Genomic DNA, 19,336 nt, shown 5'->3' with positions numbered 1-19,336 from the left:
CTACCTCCGGCGTGGCGTTACGGCGACACGTCCACGTCCGTATCGTGCAGGGCCACGAACGCCCAGAACGGAATGTTGGTGTCGCTCCAGCTGCGGCTGGCGTCGTCGAGCACGTCCAGCAAGGTGTCGAAATCGGTACTGGCGTGCGTGCGCAGTGCATCGGCATCGGTCAGGAACAGCGCATAGCCGCTGGCCGGCAGCCATTGCAGGTCGCGCAGGTTGTCGGTCAATGCATCCCAGTTGCCGCCAAAACCGGTCGGGAAATCCAGCCGCGTGGCCAGGCGCATCAACAGGGTGCGTTTGTCGCGGCAGCCGTCCAGGTCGATCTGCACCACGCGCAGGCCCGCATCACGCATCGCCGCCGACAATGGGCCGACGTCGCCATTGCCGATCGCATAGACGCCAGCGTTGTTGATGTCGTGCAGGCCCAGCTCGAATCCATCATGGTTCATTTCCAGCTCCCGGCCGGTGGCACGTCAAAACTGCGGAAGGTCTCGTAATGATCGTCGGTGTAGAACCAGCCCGTGGGTGGGTTGCCACCGGTCACGATGCGACGCGCCCCGCGGTTACCGGCACCGGGGGTGTCCACGGTGTACTCGTGGTAATAGCCGCGCGGGCGTTGCGGCAGGCGTTGTTCGCGGTTGCCGAATACGCTGCCGTCCTGGCGGTGCGGGAACGGGCCGCCCTGCTGGATCAGCGCGAGGGTCTGGCGCGCTTCGGCCGGCAGGAACGCCGGCAGCGGATCGTGCGCCGTTCGCGATGCGCGGGTGGCTGGCGCGGCGGCATCGGGCCCGGTCAGCGAGGGCGCGAACTGCGGCACCGGAGAGCGCTGGGAGAGTTTGATCACGGCCAGGCCGCCAATCAGCAGCACGATGGCGACCAGCAACAGCAATGGCTTGCGCATGGGAAGGGCGACAGTGGGTGGTGCCGCTACTGTACCGTCATCGCACTGCCATCCTCACCACTGCATAACAACAACCCCGCCGATGCATGCGCAGGACCTACTTTCCTTTACATGGCCCTTGGTAAGCTTGGCGGCCATCCCCATCATCGTCAGCGCAACGCCCGGTCTTCGCCGGGTGAGTGAGCTACCAGGAGAACCACATGGCCTATACCCTCCCCAAGCTGTCCTACGCCTACGACGCGCTCGAGCCGCATATCGACGCGGCCACGATGGAAATCCACCACACCAAGCATCACCAGACCTACATCAACAACGTCAACGCGGCACTGGAAGGCACCGAGTTCGCCAACCTGCCGATTGAAGAGCTGGTGAAGAAGACCAAGTCGCTGCCGGAGAACCTGCAGGGCCCGGTGCGCAACAACGGCGGCGGTCATGCCAACCACAGCCTGTTCTGGACGGTGATGTCGCCCAACGGCGGCGGCGCCCCGGTCGGCGACGTCGGCAAGGCGATCGAATCGCAGCTCGGCGGCGTTGAGAAGTTCAAGGAAGCCTTCACCAAGGCCGCGCTGACCCGCTTCGGCAGCGGCTGGGCCTGGCTCAGCGTCACCCCGGACAAGAAGGTCGTGGTGGAAAGCAGCGCCAACCAGGACAGCCCGCTGATGGACGGCAATACGCCGATCCTGGCGCTGGACGTGTGGGAACACGCGTACTACCTGAAGTACCAGAACCGTCGCCCGGAATACATCGGCGCGTTCTTCAACGTGGTCGACTGGAATGAAGTCGAGCGCCGTTACCAGGCCGCGATCGCCTGAGCGATTTCGCTTGATGCACGACAGAACGGCCAGGCAGTGATGCCTGGCCGTTTTTTCTCTACCGGTAGGTCACCCCCGTTGGTGCTGACGCTCTGCGGCGACGGCCTCCTGGTCTGGGCATGCCGCGAGCGTCGGGGCCCCATGGCGGCCGGCAGGCCCTTGTGCAAATGTCCCCCGGCCGACGCCTGCGGCGCCAGCCTCCTCCTTTATTTTGCCAAGGACCTGCCGGCCGCCATGGGGCGCGGCTTGCGGACGGCGTAGGGCACCACCGTTGGTGGTGACGGTAGGTTACGGCGCGCTGGCCGCTACCGGCGACTGCAGTCGCAATGTCGCCATCACCCCCAGCCGCAGCGCGCCCTTGTCGGCCTCGCCATTGGCCGCCGACGGCAACCTCAGGGCCTGCTGGCCGATGCCATCGAAGTGCTTGACCTGGAACAGGACGTCCAGGCCGTGTCCGCGCGCGCTGCCGGCCGCCGAGGGCGGGTCCACCCGTTCGCCCGGATTCTTGCGCGCCGGCTGGAAACCGGGGGCGCTGCGCACCAGTTCGTCGGTATCGGCGGAGAAGTCGCCGGCGATCACGGCAGGCAGGCCATCGGCGGTGGCGCCGATCCAGGTCATCAGGTCGCTGGTCTGGTGCCGGCGCACGCTGGCCTCGTCCGGCTCCGGGCGCAGCCGCGCCACGTAGATGTTGACCAGCTCTTCCTGCAGCTTGATCCGCAGCATGCCCGCGGCGCTGAATTGCCCGGGCGGGTGCAGCAGGGTGACGCCGTCTTCGCTGACCGGCAGCCGCGACAGCATCGCGCTGCCATGGCGCTGGGGCTGGCTGGGTGGGTCGGCGGTGACGAAATCGCAGCTGTAACGCAGCCGCGAGGCGAGCCAGCAGGCCGGGTTGCGGCCCTGGGTCTGCAGTACCCGCTGCACGGCGATCACGTCTGGCTGCAGCGTCTCCAGCAACTGCAGCACCTGGTCGCGGCGTTGTTCCCACTGCCCGTCTTCCAGGGTGGGCAGTTCCAGCGTGGCCACCCTGAGCAGGCGCGGGCTGTCGCCCTCGGCCTGTCGGGCATGCGCCCAGGTGGCCGGTGCTGCCAGCAGCAGCAACAACAGCCAACCGGGCCAGCCTTCAGCGACAGCAGGGGGAATCATGCGCATAACGATAAGTTTACGCTTTGTCCGTCGAAGCCTCGTGACTTCCGTAACGAAATGCACTGATTGCCCAGCCATGTTCGCCGTTCGCTGTCATGTAGGGCCGCAGCGTGCGCCGGGGTAGGGCTTCCGGTAAGCTCGCGCCCTTTCGTATTCGCAGGACAGCCCCATAGGATGAGCACGATCGCAGCCGCCAGCGCAGGCAAGGGAAAGATGCCGCGCCAGATTCCGTACATCATTGGCAACGAGGCCTGCGAGCGGTTCAGCTTCTACGGGATGCGCAACATCCTGGTGCAGTTCCTGATCACCTCGCTGCTGCTGCAGGAGATCACCGCCGAAGGCCGCGCGGGCGAGGCCAAGGACATCATGCACAGCTTCATGATCGGCGTGTATTTCTTCCCGCTGCTCGGTGGCTGGCTGGCCGACAAGTTCTTCGGCAAGTACCACACCATCCTGTGGTTCAGCCTGATCTACTGCGTGGGCCACCTGTGCCTGGCGTTGTTTGAAGGCAGCCGCGGCGGCTTCTTCCTCGGCCTGGGCCTGATCGCGCTGGGTGCCGGTGGGATCAAGCCGCTGGTGGCCTCGTTCATGGGCGACCAGTTCGACCAGAGCAACAAGCACCTGGCCAAGTTCGTCTTCGATGCCTTCTACTGGATCATCAACTTCGGCTCGCTGTTCGCCTCGCTGCTGATCCCGCTGGTGCTGAAGAACTGGGGCCCGCAGTGGGCGTTCGGCATCCCGGGCATCCTGATGTTCGTGGCCACCTTCGTGTTCTGGCTGGGCCGCAAGCGCTACGTGCTGGTGCCGCTGCCGCCCAAAGACCCGCATTCGTTCGGCAACGTGGTGCGTACCGCACTCTCCGCGCAGGTGCCGGGCAAGGGCCGTCCGGGCCGTACCCTGGCCATCCTCGGCGCGGTGCTGGCGGTGGCCTCGCTGGGCCTGGTCGGCAGCCTGGGCATCGTGATCTGCCTGTGCATCGCGCTGGTGCTGGTCCTGGCCGGTGTCGGCGGCGGCACCTGGATCCAGCTCGACCGCGCCCGCGGCGTCCACCCGGCCGAGGCGGTCGAGGGCGTGCGCTCGGTGCTGCGCGTGCTGGTGATCTTCGCGCTGACCACGCCGTTCTTCTCGCTGTTCGACCAGAAGGCCTCGACCTGGGTGCTGCAGGGCCAGCAGATGGCGATGCCGTCATGGTTCACCGCCTCGCAGATGCAGGCGCTGAACCCGCTGCTGGTGATGATCCTGATTCCGTTCAACAACCTGGTGCTGTACCCGGCGCTGCGCCGGTTCGGCTTCGAGCCGACCGCACTGCGCCGGATGACCGCCGGTATCGCCTTCAGCGGCCTGGCGTGGATCGTGGTGGGCGGCATCCAGGTGATGATGGATGGCGGCAACGTCATGTCGATCTTCTGGCAGATGCTGCCTTACGCACTGCTGACCTTCGGCGAAGTGCTGGTCTCGGCCACCGGCCTGGAGTTTGCCTACAGCCAGGCGCCGCAGGCGATGAAGGGCGTGGTGATGAGCTTCTGGAACCTCACCACCACCATCGGCAACCTGTGGGTGCTGCTGTCCAACGCGGCGGTGCGCAATGAAGCGGTGACCCGCAACATCGCCAGTACCGGGTTGAGCGAGGCGGCGTTCCTGATGTTCTTCTTCGCCGGATTCGCGTTCGTGGCGGCGTTGGCCTTTGGTTGGTATGCCAGGCGCTATCGTATGGTCGACAACTACCGTACCGCCTGAGCCCTGACATGACCCCCGTCAACCTGCTGCTGATCGCCATCACCGTCATCGTGTCGTGGATGGCCTTCAAGAACCGCAAACTCGGCGACCGCCTGATCCTGTGGCCGCCGGCGGTGGACCGCCATCGCCAGTACGACCGCCTGGTGACCTACGGGTTCATCCATGCGGACCTGGCGCACCTGGCGTTCAACATGATCACGCTGTTCTTCTTCGGCGGCCAGATCGAGGCGCTGATGGTCAACCTGACCGGCAGCTACCTCACCTATCCAGCGTTCTATCTCGGCGCGCTGGTGGTCTCGATCCTGCCCAGCTACCTGAAGAACCAGAAGAACCCGAACTATCTCAGCCTGGGCGCGTCCGGCGCGGTGTCGGCGGTGCTGTTCGCCTTCATCCTGCTCAGCCCGTGGAGCGTGATCTACGTGTTCTTCATCCCGGCCCCGGCAATCCTCTACGCGGTGTTCTACGTGGGCTACAGCATCTGGATGGACAAGCGCGGCGGGGACCGGATCAACCACAGCGCGCACCTGGCCGGTGCGGCGTTCGGGGTGATCTTCCTGCTGGCGATGCGGCCGAGCATCTTCCAGCACTTCCTGCGCGAGCTGGGCAACCCGAGCTTCCGCCCGCTGGGGTGAGCAGGATGCCGGCGTACCGACCAACGGTCGGTACCTACCAGGGCCAGGCCCCGGCAACCCATGGGTAGGTCACGACCGTAGGTCGTGACCAAGGCAGGGTAGGTCACGACCGTTGGTCGTGACGCACAGGCCAAGGTGGAGGTAGGCCACGACCGTTGGTCGTGGCGCTGGCCTCAGGCGGCCTTCTTGCCGTCCACACCGTAGGTGCTGAGCAGGCGCGCGTAGACCTCGTTGTCGATCTGGTCGAATTCCCAGCCCTGGTTCTGGCCATTCACGGCCAGCTGGAACAGGCCCTCCAGCAATGAGCTGTCGGCGTCGGATGGTGCGGGGGAGGTAGATGCGTTGTCCATGAGGACCTCCTTGTAGAGCTGAAACGGGCAGGCAGGTGTCGCAAAACTCGTGCCAGCTTTCACGCCCTGTCCGTCTTCGATATCGGCTTGAATGGGCGGGACTTTAGCGGCGCCCGCATAAGCGCTTTCGTGCAGGCGCGGCGATGGCCGGGCACGTGGCGACGCGGTCGGGCAATCGGCCCTCCCCGGTCAGGGGGCGACCGGATGTGACGCGCAGCGTCGATGCTTGCCCCTGTTCAGGCTTCACGCGATCATGGCGCTGTGCTGCGCACTATCGCCTCAGTCGCTGCAGGAGACATCGCCCATGGCTTCGGTCACCCCGCCCGGATTGGCTTATGAGGTGGAGCATGATGTGGCCAATCAGCGCTTCCAGGCCCGTATCCAGGGGCATCTGGCGGTGCTGGACTATCGGATCGAGACGCGTAGCCGGCGCAAGCGCATGGTCATCACCCATACCGAAGTCCCCGAGCCCATCGGCGGGCGTGGTATTGCCGGTGAACTGACCAAGGTGGCGTTGCGGCATGCGCGCGAACACAAATACAAAGTGGTGCCGGCGTGTGCGTACGCCGAAGCCTTCATGCAGCGGCACGAGGAATATGATGACCTGCTGGCCGGCTGAATGCGGCCGGTGTGGCTTCAGGCACGAAGGATCATGATGCTGGGTATTCACAAGGGGATTGCAATGAACATCGTAGTAGACCGTCGCGCGCTGCGCGCCAGCGCGTTGGCCATGGCCGTGGGCCTGGTGCTGCTGGCGGGGTGCAAGCGCGACGCTGACAATCACGCACCGGCCGCTGCCGACAGCGCTGCGGCGACGCAGCCGGGTGCGGTTGAAGCGCCTGCCGAGGTGCCAGCAGCGCCGCTGGAACTGCGCGACGTGATCGAAACCTCGCCGCAGGCCGTGGTCGGGATTACCTACCCGCCGGACATCGTCCGCTATCCGGGCCTGGCCAAGGCCTTGTCGGACTACGCCAGCGGTGCGCGCGCGGAACTGCAGCAGGCCGTCGACGGGCTCGGCAATGACAAGCCGACCATGCCCTACGAGCTGTCGCTGAGTTTCGAAAAAGTGCTGGAAACCCCGCAGCTTGTGGTGGTGAGCGCCGATGGCAGCCGCTATACCGGCGGTGCCCATGGTGAGCCGCTGGTCGCCCGTTTCGTGTGGCTGCCCGAGCAGCAGCAGATGCTGACCGCCGACAAGCTGGTCGCCGATGGCAAGGGATGGAAGGTGGTGGCCGATTACATCGGCGATCAACTGCGCGAGCGCGTGGCGACGCGCTTGAGCAGCGAGGACATGGAGCCGGGCCAGCTGCAGGAATCGCTGCGCAGCGCCAGCCGGATGATTGCCGACGGTACCGAGCCGAGCGCGGAGAACTTCAGCCAGTTCCAGCCGCTGACCGGGACGGACGGCAAGATCAGCGCGGTGCGTTTCGTGTTCCCGCCCTACCAGGTGGGGCCGTATTCGGATGGCACGCAGACCGTGGATGTGCCGGCCAGCGTGCTGGCTCCGCATGTCGGCACCGCCTATGCGGGCTTGTTTGCCCGCGGCTGACCGAAGGAGGCGATGTGGACGCGGGACTGCAACGGCGCGTCATCGAGTTGCTGGGCGAAGCGGGGGTCACCGTCGGCGGTGACCGCCCCCACGATATCGATGTGCATGACCCGCGTTTCTACACGCGGGTCATGGCCCACGGCTCGCTGGGCCTGGGCGAAAGCTACATGGACGGCCAGTGGGACGCGCCCTCGCTGGACGACTTCCTGGCCCATCTCATGCAGGCCCACCTGGACGAGCGCGTGCACGGCTGGCGTGAAGTGGCCGATGCGCTCAAGGCACGGCTGTTCAACCTGCAGGCGGGCAGTGGCAGTTTTGAAGTGGGCCGCCGCCACTACGACCTCGGCAATGACCTGTATGAAGCGATGCTGGGCAAGCGCCTGGTGTACAGCTGCGGCTACTGGCGCGACGCGCTGGACCTGGACACCGCGCAGGAAGCCAAGCTCGATTTGATCTGCCGCAAGCTGGGACTGCGCCCGGGCCAGCACGTGCTGGACATCGGCTGTGGTTGGGGCGAAGCGTTGAAGTTTGCCGCCGAACGGTATGGTGTCTCCGGCGTGGGCATCACCATCTCCCAGGAGCAGGCCGACTACGCGCGGCAGCTATGCGCCGGGCTGCCGATCGAGATCCGCCTGCAGGACTACCACGAGGTTGCCGAAACCTTCGATGCGATCCTGTCGGTCGGGATGTTCGAGCATGTCGGCGACAAGAACTATCGCGGCTACTTCGAGATGGCACGGCGCTGCCTGCACCCGCATGGACTGTTCCTTCTGCACAGCATCGGCAGCAATCTTTCGCGCCACCGCACCGATCCCTGGATTGCGCGTTACATCTTCCCCAATTCGATGCTGCCCTCGGCCGCGCAGATCACCGACGCATACGAAGGCCTGTTCGTGCTGGAGGATTGGCACAGTTTTGGCCCCGATTACGACCGTACGCTGCAGGCGTGGCGGTTGAATGTGGAGAACGCGTGGCCGGGGTTGGATCCGCAGCGCTATGACGAACGCTTCAAACGCATGTGGCGGTTCTACCTGGCGGCTTCGATGGCAAGTTTTCGTTGCCGGAATTCGCAATTGTGGCAGCTGGTGCTGTCGCCGGGGGGCGTGCCCGGTGGTTACATTGCCCCGCGGTAAGGGCGGCGCCCGATGACTGCATTCCCTCGATCAACGTACGCTGTCGCCATGCCAGAGGCTTCCCTTCCAGCGGCACGCCGCGCTCTTTTCCAGGCACGTTGCCATGTGGACGCCGCCTTCGCCGGTAGCACTGATGCCGATGCGGCATTGGGCGCGGCGCGCGCGACGTTGGAGCGGGCACTCGCCCTGCACCCTGGCGACAGTGTGTTGTTGACCGGCCTCGGTGCGGTGTTGTGCGACCAGGGCGAGTACCTGCGTGCGGCCGAGTGCCTGCGCCACGCCGTGGGCCAAGGCAGTCAGGATGCCAATACCCGCTTCAATCTGGCCGTGGCACTGCTCAACAGCGGCCAGGCCGAGCAGGCGCAGGCGGTGTTCGCGCAGGCATCGGCAATGACCGCCGCGCACGCTACGTGGCAGGCGTATTTCGATCCGCAGGCGCACTGATCCGGGGCCCGTACCCGGGGCCTGGACATGAAAACGCCCGGCAGTGCCGTAGTGCTGTTCACTTAAGCGGCCGCGGCGTCGTTCGGGCATACCGCGAGCATTCGGGCCCCTGCGCGACCGGCAGGCCCTCGGTGCAAATGTCCCCCGGCCGCCTGCGGCAGCCTCCTCCTTGATTTTGCCCAAGGACCTTCCGGCCGCGAAGGGGCTCGGCTTGCGGAAGGCAGGGCAATTCCATGCTTCCGGGAGGCCGCCTGCGTTCTGCCCAGCGTTTTTTCCGCCCGCCGAACTTTTCGGCCTCCCGTATCTGGCCAGGCATGCGTGGTTCGGGTCAGCGTCACCACCAACGGTGGTGACCTACCTTTCGGTGCCCGCGCGCGGAAAACCGCAACGGCGCACGCCAACCTTCGGCGTGCGCCGTTGCGCACCGCAAGCCGCGCCGCTTGGCGGCCGGCAGGTCCTTGGCAAAATAAAGGAGGAGGTCGTCGCCGCAGGCGTCGGCCGGGGGACATTTGCGAAAGGGCCTGCCGGCCGCCAAGCGGCACCGAAAGCTCGCGATACACCCTAGCGAAGACGTACACGCTCGCTGCTGCTGCCCGTTGAAGTGAATCTCTCCACTCAACGGAGAGAACAACCAAAAAGCGCCGCGATCCCTGATGGGATCGCGGCGCTTTTCTTAAGTGAACAACATTGCGGCAATGCCGGGCGTTTTCGTTGTTGCGCGTCGTTGCAGCCGACGCTTACTTCTTGCCGTCACCACTGGTCAGGCCGCGCTTCTCGAGCAGCGGCTCGATCTGCGGCTCGTGCCCGGCGAAGTTGCGGAACAGTTCCATCGCATCCACGCTGCCGCCCTTGGACAACAGCGTCGCGCGGAAATGGTCGCCGTTCTTGCGGCTGAGGCCACCGTTCTCGCGGAACCACTTCTGGGTGTTGGCGTCGAGCACTTCGGACCAGATGTAGGCGTAGTAGCCGGCCGAGTAGCCGCCCATGATGTGGCTGAAGTACGGGGTCCTGTAACGCGGCGGAACCGGCGCGTAGTAGATGCCGTCCTTCTCCAGCGCGTTGCGCTCGAAGGCCATCACGTCCTTGGCGGCCGGCACCTGGTCCGGGCCGATCTGGTGCCAGCGCTGGTCGAGCATGGCCGCGCCCAGGTACTCGGTGGTGGCGAAGCCCTGGTTGAACTTGGCCGCGGCGATCACCTTGTCCAGCAGTGCCTGCGGCATGGCGGTGCCGTTCTGGTAGTGCTTGGCGTAGTTCTTCAGGATGGCCGGGTTGTCCGACCACATCTCGTTGACCTGCGAGGGGAACTCGACGAAGTCGCGCGGCACGGCGGTGCCGGAGAAGTACGGGTACTTCACGTTGGAGAACATGCCGTGCAGGGCATGGCCGAATTCGTGGAAGGTGGTGGTCACTTCATCCCAGGTCAGCAGGCTGGGCTGGCCGGCCGGCGGCTTGGGGATGTTGAGGTGGTTGGCGACCACCGGCTTGAAGCCGGTCAGTGCGGACTGGGAGACATACGAGTTCATCCAGGCGCCACCGCGCTTGGAGGCGCGCGCGTACGGGTCGAAGATGAAGATCGCCAGCTGGCTGCCGTCGGCATCGAACACGTCATAGACGGTGACGTCGTCGTGGTAGACCGGCAGGTCGGTGCGCTGCTTGAAGCTCAGGCCGTATTCCTGGTTGGCGGCGAAGAACACGCCGTTCTCCAGCACGTTCTTCAGTTCAAAATAGGGCTTGAGCTGGGATTCGTCGAAGTTGTACTTGGCCTGGCGGACCTTCTCGCTGTAGAACGCCCAGTCCCATGCTTCCAGCGCGAAGGTCGGCTTGCCGGCCGCCTTCTGTTCCTTGTCGATCATGGCCTGCAGGTCGGTCGCTTCACGCTTGGCGTTGGCAACGGCGGCCGGGGCGAGCTGGCCGAGCATGGCATTGACCGCTTCGGGGGTCTTGGCGGTCTGGTTGGTCAGGTTGTAGGCGGCGAAGTTGGCAAAGCCCATCAGCTTGGCCTTGTCCGCGCGCAGCTGCATGATGCGCGAGACCAGCGCGGTGTTGTCGAACTGGCCGCCACGGCTGCCGCGGGTGGTCGAGGCTTCGTAGATTTTCTGGCGCAGGTCGCGGTTGCGCAGGTTGGTCAGCGGCGGCTGGCCGGTGGTGTTGAGCAGGGCGATGACGTACTTGCCGTCGAGCTTGCGGGCCTTGGCCGCTTCGGCGGCGGCGGCGATCTGCTCCGGGGACAGGCCGTCGAGCTGCTTGACGTCGTCGACGACGACGGCCGAGGCATTCACTTCGTTCTGCACGTTCTGGCTGAAGGTGGTGCCCAGGTTGGCCAGTTCGGCGTTCATCGCCTTGAGCTTGGTCTTGTCGGCCTCGTTGAGCTTGGCGCCGGCGCGGACGTAGCTGTCGTAGTACTTTTCGACCAGACGCACGCCTTCGGCGTCGAGGCCGAGCTGGGCGCGGGTGTCGTACAGGGCCTGGATGCGGGCGAACAGCTTGCCGTTGAGGGCGATGGCGTCGCTATGGGCGGCAAACCTGGCCGAGTAGTCGGCCTGCAGCTTCTTGCGGGTGTCGTTGGTGTCGGCACCGACCAGGCTGAAGAACACGGTGGTGGCGCGATCCAGGGTGTCACCGCTCTTTTCCAGGGCGATGAGGGTGTTGTCGAAGGTGGGCTTGGCCTTGTTGTTGGCAATCGCGTCCACTTCCTTCAGCTGCTGGGCCATGCCGGCATCGAAGGCGGGCGCGAAATCGCTGTCCTTGATCTTGTCGAACTGCGGGAAGTGCAGCGGCAGCGGGCTGTCGGCGAAGAACGGGTTGGCCTGCTGGGCATTGGCGGCGGCCGGGGTGGCGGCAACGGCTGAATAGGCGGGCAGGGCAAGGCCGAGGGTCACGGCGACGGCGAGGGATAGACGAGTGGTCAAGGGGGAGTTCTCCAGTCAGACAAGTGCCCGAGGTTAACCCGGGGTGAGGGGGGCGGGCTTGTGTCGAAAGGCATGTTGAACGCGAACAGCGCAAGGCGGCGCATCACCGATGGCAGCGCTAAGATGGTTTTTTACGCAGGATCTCCGCCATGACCACCGCTTTCGATTTCTCGTTCGTGGATCTCACCGGCCAGCCGCAGGCGCTGGAGCAATACCGGGGCAAGGTGTTGTTGCTGGTCAACGTGGCCAGTAAATGCGGTTTCACCCCGCAGTACGAAGGGCTGGAGGCGTTGTGGCGGGAGTACGCCGCGCAGGGGCTGGTGGTGATCGGATTTCCGTGCGATCAGTTCGGGCACCAGGAGCCGGGCAATGCCGAGGAGATCCAGAATTTCTGCTCATTGACCTACGCGGTGGATTTTCCGCTGTCAGACAAGGTCGAGGTCAATGGCGAGGGCGCGCATCCGCTGTGGCAGTGGCTGAAGGCGGAGAAATCCGGCGTGCTGGGCACGCGCGGGATCAAGTGGAACTTCAGCAAGTTCCTGATCGGCCGTGACGGGCAGGTGCTGCAGCGCTATGCGCCGACCGACACGCCGGCCTCCCTGCGCGGGGATATCCAGGCCGCGCTGGGCTGAGCGTTGGCCGTGGTGGCCGCGCAGGCCGCGTGCGTGCCGCTTACCCCTGCGGCGGGCGGTTGCGAACCGATTCGGGCAGCTGGCCGAGGATCTGTTCGATGATGCGCGGCAGGCTCGCTTCGGAGTAGCCGCGGTGCACATGGGCGATGGTGCCGTCGGGACCGATGATGAACATGTGCGGGATGGACTGGATGCCGTACTGCTCGCTGACCGTGCCCTTGGCATCGTGGATGTACTCCAGCGGGGGCACCTTGGAATTGCGCACGACGTTGTTGAAATCCCTGCGCGGTTCCTTGAAGTTGACCGCATAGACCTGCAGCGCATCGCGGCCGATCGCCTTCTGCAGGTTGCCCAGTACCGGCAGTTCCTTGCGGCAGGGGCCGCACCAGGATGCCCAGAAGGTGACGATCACCAGCTTGCCGCGCTGGCTGCCAAGATCCACCTGCTCGCCTTGACGGTCCTTGCCCAGGAGCTGCGGTGGAATCTCGCCGACCTTCGGCGACGGCGCCACCGGCGCGGCGGCATGGGCGGCCACGCCCAGGGCAAGCAGCAGGCTGGCGAGGAAGGGGCGGATCATCCAGATCATCGGCAGTACTCCGTCTGGGCACCGGCGCGGCGCCGGGCTGTCGCGGAATATAACCCACCCCCCGGCGCTATTTTTCGACGAACGCGCGCTCGAACACGTAATGGCCCGGGGTACCGATCCGCGGGGAGGTCTGGAAGCCACGGCTGTCCAGCACGCTGCGCAGGTCGGCCAGCATCTGCGGGCTGCCGCAGATCATGGCGCGATCGTTCTCCGGGTCCAGCGGCGGCAGGCCGAGCGTCTTCTGCATCTCGCCGCTTTCCATCAGCGAGGTGAGGCGGCCCTGGTTGGGGAACGCTTCGCGGGTGACGGCCGGGTAATACAGCAGCTTGTCGCCGATCATCTCGCCGAGGAATTCGTGCGCGCGCAGTTCCTTCTCGAACAGCTCGCGGTAGGCCAGGTCCTTTTCGTAACGCACGCCATGGGTGAGGATCACCTTGTCGAAGCGCTCGTAGGTTTCCGGGTCCTTGATCACCGACAGCCACGGCGCCAGGCCGGTGCCGGTCCCCAGCAGGTACAGGTGCTTGCCCGGGTGCAGGTCGCTGATCAGCAGGGTGCCGGTGGGCTTCTTGCCGACCAGCACCTTGTCGCCGGGCTGGATGTGCTGCAGGCGCGAGGTCAGCGGGCCGTCCTGGACCTTGATGCTGAAGAACTCCAGGTTTTCTTCCCAGTTCGCGCTGGCGATCGAATAGGCACGCAGCAGCGGCCGCGCGTCGGTTTCCAGGCCGATCATCACGAACTGGCCGTTCTCGAAGCGGAAACCGCTGTCGCGGGTCGTGGTGAAGCTGAAGTAGGCGTCGGTCCAGTGGCGGACCTCAAGCACCGTTTCGGCGCCGAAAGCGGAAGACATGGGGGTGGGGTTCTGATCTGTGTTGTCCCGGCCAGTTTATCTCAAATGAGATAAATTCTCATTGACTGGCCGAAAAGGCATGTGGAAAGGGGGTTTCAGCGATACCCGGCGGCCTGCAGCTCGAACAATTCGGCATAACGGCCGCCCTGGACCATCAGTTCGGCATGGGTGCCGCTGGCCTCGATCCGGCCGCCGGCCAGCACCAGGATGCGGTCGGCCATGCGTACCGAGGAAAAGCGGTGCGAGATCAGCACCGCGGTGCGGTTGTCGGACAGTTCCTTGAAGCGCTGGAACACCTCGAACTCGCTGCGCGCGTCCAGTGCGGCGGTAGGTTCGTCGAGGATCATCACCTGTGCATCGCGCATATAAGCACGGGCGATGGCGATCTTCTGCCACTGCCCGCCGGACAGGTCCACGCCCTGCTTGAAGCGGCGCCCGATCAGCTGTTCGTAGCCGTTGGGCAGGGCATTGATGACCTCCTCGGCCATGCCGCGGCGGGCCGCGTCGCGGATGCGGGCGTCGTCGGTCATCGCCTCGACCCAGCCGACGCCGATGTTCTCGCCAGCGCTGAGGTTGTAGCGCACGAAGTCCTGGAAGATCACCCCCATGTTGGCGCGCAGGTCGTCCAGGTCGTAATCGCGCAGGTCGCGGCCGTCCAGCAGGATGCGGCCTTCATCGGGGTCATACAGGCGCGCCAGCAGCTTGACCAGCGTGGTCTTGCCGGCGCCGTTCTCGCCGACCAGTGCCAGCACTTCACCGGCGCGCAGGTCGAAGTCGAGATGGCGCACCGCCCACGACTCGGCATCGGGATAGCGGAAGCCGACATTCTCGAACACGAAGCCCTGGGTGATCGGTTGCGGGATCGCCACGGCATCGGTCCGCGAATGGATTTCCGGCTGGATCTGGAAGAACGAGAACAGGTCATCCAGGTACAGCGCCTGCCCGGCCACCTGCGAGAAGCCGATCAACAGGCCTTCCAGCAACTGGCGCAGGCGCAGGAAGCTGCCGGCCAGGAAGGTCAGGTCGCCGATCGAGAAATCGCCGCGCACCGTGCGCCAGGCGATGTAGGCGTACGCGGTGTAGTAGCCGAGCGTGCCCAATGCGGCCAGCAGGGTGCCCCAGAACGCGCGCTTGCGCGCCAGGGCGCGGTTGGCGTGGAAGAACTTGTCGGCGAGGAAGCGGTAGCGCTCGATCAGGAAGCGATGCAGGTTGAATATCTTCACCTCCTTGGCGGTTTCCACGCTGGCCCCGATCTGGCGCAGGTAGTCGAGCTGGCGGCGTTCGGGCGTCCACTGGAAATTGAGCGAGTAGCCGGCTGCGTTGAAGTGCGATTCGCCGATGAACGCCGGCACCAGCGCCACTGCCAGCAGCAGGATCAACCACGGTGCATAGACCAGCAGGCCGATGGCCAGGCTGGCCACGGTGATGCTGTCCTGGACCTGGCCGAACAGCTGGCTCATCAGGTTCATCCGGCCCATGGTCTGGCGCCGCGCGCGGTCCAGCTTGTCCTGCAGGTCGGGATCTTCGAAATCCTCCAGGTCCAGCTCGGCGGCATGCTCCATCAGGCGCACGCTGGTGACGTTGGTGAACAGCTCCGAGAGCAGGCTGTCGGCGTAGTTCACCGCGCGGCCCAGCAGGTCGGAGACGATCGCCAGGCCGAACTCCAGCGCCAGCAGGCCCAGCAGTGGATTGAGTAGGCCGCTGGACAGCGCCTCGCCGAACGGCGGGAACCCGGCCTCGTGCTGGCTCAGGTGCAGCGCCGCGTCGATGATCAATTTGCCCACGTACAACATCGCCACCGGCAGCAACGCACGGATCAGGCGCAGGCCCAGGCTGGCACTGGCCAGGCCGGGGCTGGTCTGCCACACCTGGCGCAGGAACGGGGGCAGGTTGCGCATCGCCTGGAAGCGTTCGCGCAGGCTGGGATTCTTCTCGCCGGGCGCACCGGCAGCGGGGGAGGCAGGCATGGGCGCTATTGTGCGCGCCCGCGCCGTGGCGGAGGGATGAATGCGTTGCATGCCACGACACCAAAGCGCGCACCCATCCCAACCGGTAGGTGCCGACCGTTGGTCGGCACGCGAAGTGGTTGGAAGTACCTGCAGCCGTTCAGCGGCCGGCATGACCGGCTGCTGGATGCCGGTCTGGCGAGGGTCCAGCCGCAGAGGGCGATCCCGCCACCATTTCACCTGCGCCGCAAGGACGTGGCGGTCATGGCGGGGCGCCAGCGCTTGCTGGTGCCTGGGGCAACTGCATCTGCGCGACAAGCGCGGCACTTACCTCGGCGCTGGGCGTTGCACCGGGGACGATCTGATAGCGGGCGTCACGCGCTTCGAGGCCATACGGACGCAGCAGCCACGTGTCGTCGCCGAAGCGCACCGCCCGCGTGGTCCAGGATTCCACCAGCAAGGGCCGGTGCGGCGGCAGCGTCCCAAACAGGTCGCTTCCGACCGAATAGTGCTCGATCGGCGTCGTGCAGGACAGCAGGTGGCGTAGCAGGGTCGGTGCCAGGTCCATGTGGCTGGTAGTGGCCGGCTGGACGCCGGTAGCGCGGCCGGGCCACCGTACCAGCAGTGGCACGCGCAGCTGGGTGTCGCTGAGAGATGGTCGCCCGCACTTGCCTGGGGAAGGAAGCGCTTCTCTGCCATGGTGGGCACCGCGTAAGGCGTATGGGCGCTGTCCAGTAGCAGGAAGCCGAAGAAAGGGGACCCGGCCGGTTGTGCCTGGATGGCGCTGGAAAGCTGCTCGGTGACATGGCGGTCACGTTGATCCTGTGGCACGTGGGCAGGCGCGGTATGCAGCGGGGCATCCAGTTCGGCGAACACCGCCCTGTCCAAGCGGGCGCCCTGCAGCGAAGCGCCGCCATACAGGTGGAAGTCGTACCCGTGCAGATCCAGTTGTCGCACCAGTTCGGGACCGCGTCGGTGGCGGATCATCGTGTTGGTGTGCAGGGCTGGCAATCCATAGAACAAGCCGAACAGCCCGTGCATGGTGTTGTTGCCGGTGCTGTAGTGACGGTCGGCGCGCCAGGCATGTTGCGCAAATGCAAACGTATGGGGCATCTGCTCCGGGCCGAGCATGTCATGCCGCAGCGAGTCCACTACGATCATCAGCACATTCAGCGGTTCATGCGCGCCGCATTGCAGGGGCGCGCGTGCGTTGAGCAGCGCGCTTTCCTGTGCTTTGCCAGTGACATGCGGCGGCGTGCCATCAGCCGGCGCCAGTCCCCAATCGACCAGATGCCGTCGCGCAGTCGCTGTGTGCGCCCACGGAACGGCCTGGATGGCCGACATCGCATCGCTACGCCCGCGCGCGTCGAACCAGATGGCCATGCCTTGCGTGGCAACGGCCAGCGGCAACAGGGTGCCCAGCCACAGGGGCGCCAGACGGTGGCGTTGGACGCGCCGCAGGTGGCGTACCAGCAGAAGTTGCAGCACCAGCAGGCCCAGCGCCGCGCCGACCGCGCCCACCCAGACGCCCGTTGTCAGCCCCAGCTGCTGCAGTAGCCCGCCTTGCACCAGCAATGCCAGCACCAGCGCATTGAGATGGAAACCGAACAGCTGGAACACCCGCATGTTCACCAGCACAAGCAGAATCCATCCCGTTGCAATCACCAGTGTCAACGGCGTCGCGGCCGGCGACAGGCGCGCAACCCGGCCGCATAGCCAACCCGGCAGGCAACAGGCGCAGGCCGCCAGCCCCATATGAGTGAACAATCCCAACGCCGCGAACAGGCGCGCGTCGTAGGCGTCGGGCCATTCGATCAGGAGGGCTACCGGCAGCGCCGTCAGCAGCAGGATGGCGAGGATGAAAGAGGGCATCCACGCCTGGGAAGAGGGCGTCCAATTACGAGAGCGGGCGACGGGCATGCAGGGCGTCCGGCAGGAAGGGGGCGGAAACCTAACCCCTTCCTGCCGGATTTCGGCGCGACATAGGAACAATTGCAAAATGCCAAGATTTCAATTGGCAAGCAATTCGCGCATTGACGCAAGCAGGCCAGAATTCGACTGTCACGCGGCCTTCCATGGCACACGCCCACTGTGCGCGCCGCTGGGCTGCGATTCAGATGCGTCTGAATGCGCCATCTGTCAGTGACGTTGTCAGCCAGTGGATGGTCACGGCAGCGGCGGCAGCAGCCCCGCGCCCAGACGGTTCCAGGCATTGATCACCGCCACGCCGACGCTCAGGTCGCTGATGCCCTTTTCATCGAAGTGCGGCGCCAGTGCATCGAACGCCGCGTCGGAGGGCGCGCCGTCGGGTAGCCGGGTGAGTGCTTCGGCCCAGCCCAGCGCGGCGCGTTCGCGGGCGTCGAAGAAACGGCTTTCGTGCCAGGCCGGCAGCGTGTCCAGCTTGCGCGGTTCGATACCGCCCTTGCGCAGGGCCGTGCCGTGCATGTCCATGCAGTAGCCGCAGCCATTGATCTGCGACACGCGCAGGAACACCAGCTCCATCAACGTGGGGTCGATCGAACTCTCATGCACGGCCTTGCTGGTGGCCAGCAGGCCCTTGATGGCCTCGTTGGCCAGTCGGAAATAGGGAACGCGGGGAGAAGCGGACATGGTGGACTCCATGACGGCCCCGTTGGCCGTCTTCATCAGGAGGACGCGCCCGCGTCGCGCGCTGTGACAAGGGCGGTGAGTTTTTCCGGATTGAGCACGCTCAGCACCCGCGCGATACGGTCGCCGTCGATGCTGACCAGGGTGACCGAGTGCAGCTGGTCGCCCTGGAAACGCAGGATGGCCGGCTCGCCGTTGACGTAGCCGATCCGGGCCGGGTGCGCCCCGTTGCGCCGCGCGATCGCCCAGTACAGCTGCGCGATGCGTTCGGCGCCGAGCAACGGGCGGATGGCGGCAGTGACCCGGCCGCCGCCGTCGGACACCATCTCGGCATTGGCATGTAGCAACGACAGGATCGCGGCCTGGTCGCCGCGCTGGGAGGCGTCCATGAAGCGGGTCAGCAGGTCGCGGTGCTGCCCGGCGCTGACCGCGAAGCGGGACTTGCCGGCCTGCAGCCGCTGGCGGGCGCGGTGGACCAGCTGCCGGCAGTTGGCCGGGCTGTGGTCGAGCAGGGGGGCAATGTCGGGGTAGTCGTAATCGAACACGTCCTTGAGCAGGAAGGCGGCGCGCTCGTCCGGCCCCAGCTGCTCCAGCAGGGCCAGGAAGGCCATCGACACCTCGTCGGCCAGCGCATGCCGCTGGGCCGGGTCGTGCAGCGGATCGGGGTCCAGGGCGATCTCCAGCGGCTCGGGCAGCCACGGCCCGACGTACTCGATGCGGGCGTTGCGCCGGGCCCGCAGGCGGTCCAGGCCCAGGCGCGTGGCGGCGGTCACCAGCCAGCCTTCGGGGTCGCGGATACTGGCGAGGTCGGCGCCCTGCCAGCGCAGCCAGGCGTCCTGGACCACGTCTTCGGCGTCGCTGCGGCTGCCCAGCAGGCGGTAGGCCAGGGCGAACAGGCGGGGGCGGTGGATCTGGAAGGTATCGGTCGGGGTCATGACGGGAGGACGCCGCCGGGGGCGCGGTTGTGACAGGGGTAGGGCCACTGTGCCGCAGACGGCGTGCCGGCGCGATGGCGGGGAGCGCGCCACGGCCGATGCCCCTTGGCGGCGCGAGGGGGGTAAAATAATGGGCTGAATCCCCGCCAGCCTCCAGCAAGCGAGCAAGT

General features: G+C 65.9%; 19 protein-coding genes and 1 pseudogene. 8 read left to right on the top strand and 12 right to left on the bottom strand.

What is annotated here, in order from left to right; all coding sequences use genetic code 11:
- Window positions 1-17: 17 nt before the first annotated feature.
- A complete protein-coding gene (locus tag AC3IR9_RS13350) occupies window positions 18-452 on the bottom strand; it encodes a barstar family protein (RefSeq protein WP_489291207.1) in 435 nt (144 codons plus the stop codon).
- Entirely contained in the window at window positions 449-904 is a 456-nt protein-coding gene (locus AC3IR9_RS13345) for a guanyl-specific ribonuclease (RefSeq protein ID WP_489291206.1), read from the bottom strand. Before AC3IR9_RS13345 ends, AC3IR9_RS13350 begins: the two co-directional genes overlap by 4 nt.
- Before the next feature lie 200 nt (window positions 905-1,104).
- Between AC3IR9_RS13345 and AC3IR9_RS13340 the strand changes: the two genes are divergently transcribed.
- A complete protein-coding gene (locus AC3IR9_RS13340) occupies window positions 1,105-1,716 on the top strand; it encodes a superoxide dismutase (RefSeq protein ID WP_489291205.1) in 612 nt (203 codons plus the stop codon).
- Between the two features lie 288 nt (window positions 1,717-2,004).
- Here the strand turns inward: AC3IR9_RS13340 and AC3IR9_RS13335 are convergent, their stop codons facing one another.
- The gene (locus tag AC3IR9_RS13335) at window positions 2,005-2,859 is read right to left on the bottom strand and encodes an endonuclease/exonuclease/phosphatase family protein (protein ID WP_489291204.1); all 855 of its coding nucleotides are present in this window, start codon (window positions 2,857-2,859) and stop codon (window positions 2,005-2,007) included.
- Between the two features lie 174 nt (window positions 2,860-3,033).
- On the opposite strand from AC3IR9_RS13335, the gene AC3IR9_RS13330 reads away from it, so the two are divergent.
- Both AC3IR9_RS13330 and AC3IR9_RS13325 read left to right on the top strand, forming a co-directional pair.
- Window positions 3,034-4,596: a POT-type proton-dependent oligopeptide transporter gene (locus AC3IR9_RS13330; RefSeq protein WP_489291203.1), complete on the top strand. Its 1,563-nt coding sequence runs from the start codon at window positions 3,034-3,036 to the stop codon at window positions 4,594-4,596.
- 8 nt (window positions 4,597-4,604) lie between these two features.
- A complete protein-coding gene (locus AC3IR9_RS13325) occupies window positions 4,605-5,228 on the top strand; it encodes a rhomboid family intramembrane serine protease (protein ID WP_489291202.1) in 624 nt (207 codons plus the stop codon).
- Between the two features lie 173 nt (window positions 5,229-5,401).
- Here AC3IR9_RS13325 and AC3IR9_RS13320 read toward each other — a convergent pair whose 3' ends face one another.
- Window positions 5,402-5,578: a hypothetical protein gene (locus AC3IR9_RS13320; protein ID WP_489291201.1), complete on the bottom strand. Its 177-nt coding sequence runs from the start codon at window positions 5,576-5,578 to the stop codon at window positions 5,402-5,404.
- Between the two features lie 304 nt (window positions 5,579-5,882).
- Between AC3IR9_RS13320 and AC3IR9_RS13315 the strand changes: the two genes are divergently transcribed.
- From AC3IR9_RS13315 to AC3IR9_RS13300, 4 genes are all read left to right on the top strand, one after another.
- Window positions 5,883-6,197 carry a GNAT family N-acetyltransferase gene (locus AC3IR9_RS13315; RefSeq protein ID WP_489291200.1) on the top strand — a complete coding sequence of 105 codons (315 nt, stop codon included), beginning with the start codon at window positions 5,883-5,885 and terminating at the stop codon, window positions 6,195-6,197.
- Between the two features lie 63 nt (window positions 6,198-6,260).
- Window positions 6,261-7,127: a DUF3298 and DUF4163 domain-containing protein gene (locus AC3IR9_RS13310; protein WP_489291199.1), complete on the top strand. Its 867-nt coding sequence runs from the start codon at window positions 6,261-6,263 to the stop codon at window positions 7,125-7,127.
- A gap of 14 nt (window positions 7,128-7,141) precedes the next feature.
- On the top strand, window positions 7,142-8,260 hold the full coding sequence (gene cfa, locus AC3IR9_RS13305) for a cyclopropane fatty acyl phospholipid synthase (protein WP_489291198.1): 1,119 nt from the start codon (window positions 7,142-7,144) through the stop codon (window positions 8,258-8,260).
- Between the two features lie 48 nt (window positions 8,261-8,308).
- Window positions 8,309-8,704, top strand: coding sequence for a tetratricopeptide repeat protein (locus AC3IR9_RS13300; RefSeq protein ID WP_489291197.1), 396 nt, complete (start codon window positions 8,309-8,311; stop codon window positions 8,702-8,704).
- 737 nt (window positions 8,705-9,441) lie between these two features.
- On the opposite strand, the gene AC3IR9_RS13295 is transcribed toward AC3IR9_RS13300, so the two are convergent.
- The gene (locus AC3IR9_RS13295; RefSeq protein WP_489291196.1) at window positions 9,442-11,613 is read right to left on the bottom strand and encodes a M3 family metallopeptidase; all 2,172 of its coding nucleotides are present in this window, start codon (window positions 11,611-11,613) and stop codon (window positions 9,442-9,444) included.
- A 149-nt stretch (window positions 11,614-11,762) separates the two neighbouring features.
- Between AC3IR9_RS13295 and AC3IR9_RS13290 the strand changes: the two genes are divergently transcribed.
- Window positions 11,763-12,245 carry a glutathione peroxidase gene (locus tag AC3IR9_RS13290; RefSeq protein WP_489291195.1) on the top strand — a complete coding sequence of 161 codons (483 nt, stop codon included), beginning with the start codon at window positions 11,763-11,765 and terminating at the stop codon, window positions 12,243-12,245.
- Between the two features lie 40 nt (window positions 12,246-12,285).
- Here the strand turns inward: AC3IR9_RS13290 and AC3IR9_RS13285 are convergent, their stop codons facing one another.
- The 7 genes and pseudogenes from AC3IR9_RS13285 to sigJ form a co-directional block, all read right to left on the bottom strand.
- Window positions 12,286-12,831: a TlpA family protein disulfide reductase gene (locus tag AC3IR9_RS13285; protein ID WP_489291194.1), complete on the bottom strand. Its 546-nt coding sequence runs from the start codon at window positions 12,829-12,831 to the stop codon at window positions 12,286-12,288.
- Between the two features lie 67 nt (window positions 12,832-12,898).
- Complete coding sequence (locus AC3IR9_RS13280) at window positions 12,899-13,678, bottom strand: ferredoxin--NADP reductase (protein ID WP_489291193.1); 780 nt, start codon at window positions 13,676-13,678, stop codon at window positions 12,899-12,901.
- Window positions 13,679-13,773: 95 nt separating this feature from the next.
- Window positions 13,774-15,645, bottom strand: a complete 1,872-nt coding sequence (locus tag AC3IR9_RS13275; RefSeq protein ID WP_489291192.1) for an ABC transporter ATP-binding protein — start codon at window positions 15,643-15,645, stop codon at window positions 13,774-13,776.
- A gap of 241 nt (window positions 15,646-15,886) precedes the next feature.
- Entirely contained in the window at window positions 15,887-16,255 is a 369-nt protein-coding gene (locus AC3IR9_RS13270; protein ID WP_489295830.1) for a hypothetical protein, read from the bottom strand.
- Between the two features lie 80 nt (window positions 16,256-16,335).
- Window positions 16,336-17,496 (bottom strand): annotated as a pseudogene (locus tag AC3IR9_RS13265) (DUF3413 domain-containing protein); the annotation flags it as partial.
- Window positions 17,497-17,790: 294 nt separating this feature from the next.
- Entirely contained in the window at window positions 17,791-18,234 is a 444-nt protein-coding gene (locus AC3IR9_RS13260; protein ID WP_137189891.1) for a carboxymuconolactone decarboxylase family protein, read from the bottom strand.
- Between the two features lie 35 nt (window positions 18,235-18,269).
- Window positions 18,270-19,166, bottom strand: coding sequence for an RNA polymerase sigma factor SigJ (gene sigJ, locus AC3IR9_RS13255; RefSeq protein ID WP_489291191.1), 897 nt, complete (start codon window positions 19,164-19,166; stop codon window positions 18,270-18,272).
- Between the last annotated feature and the right edge of the window lie 170 nt (window positions 19,167-19,336).

The organism is Stenotrophomonas sp. GL_101, from assembly GCF_057835675.1.
The sequence above is the reverse complement of the archived record's forward strand: the minus strand, read 5'-3'. Positions and strand labels throughout refer to the sequence as shown.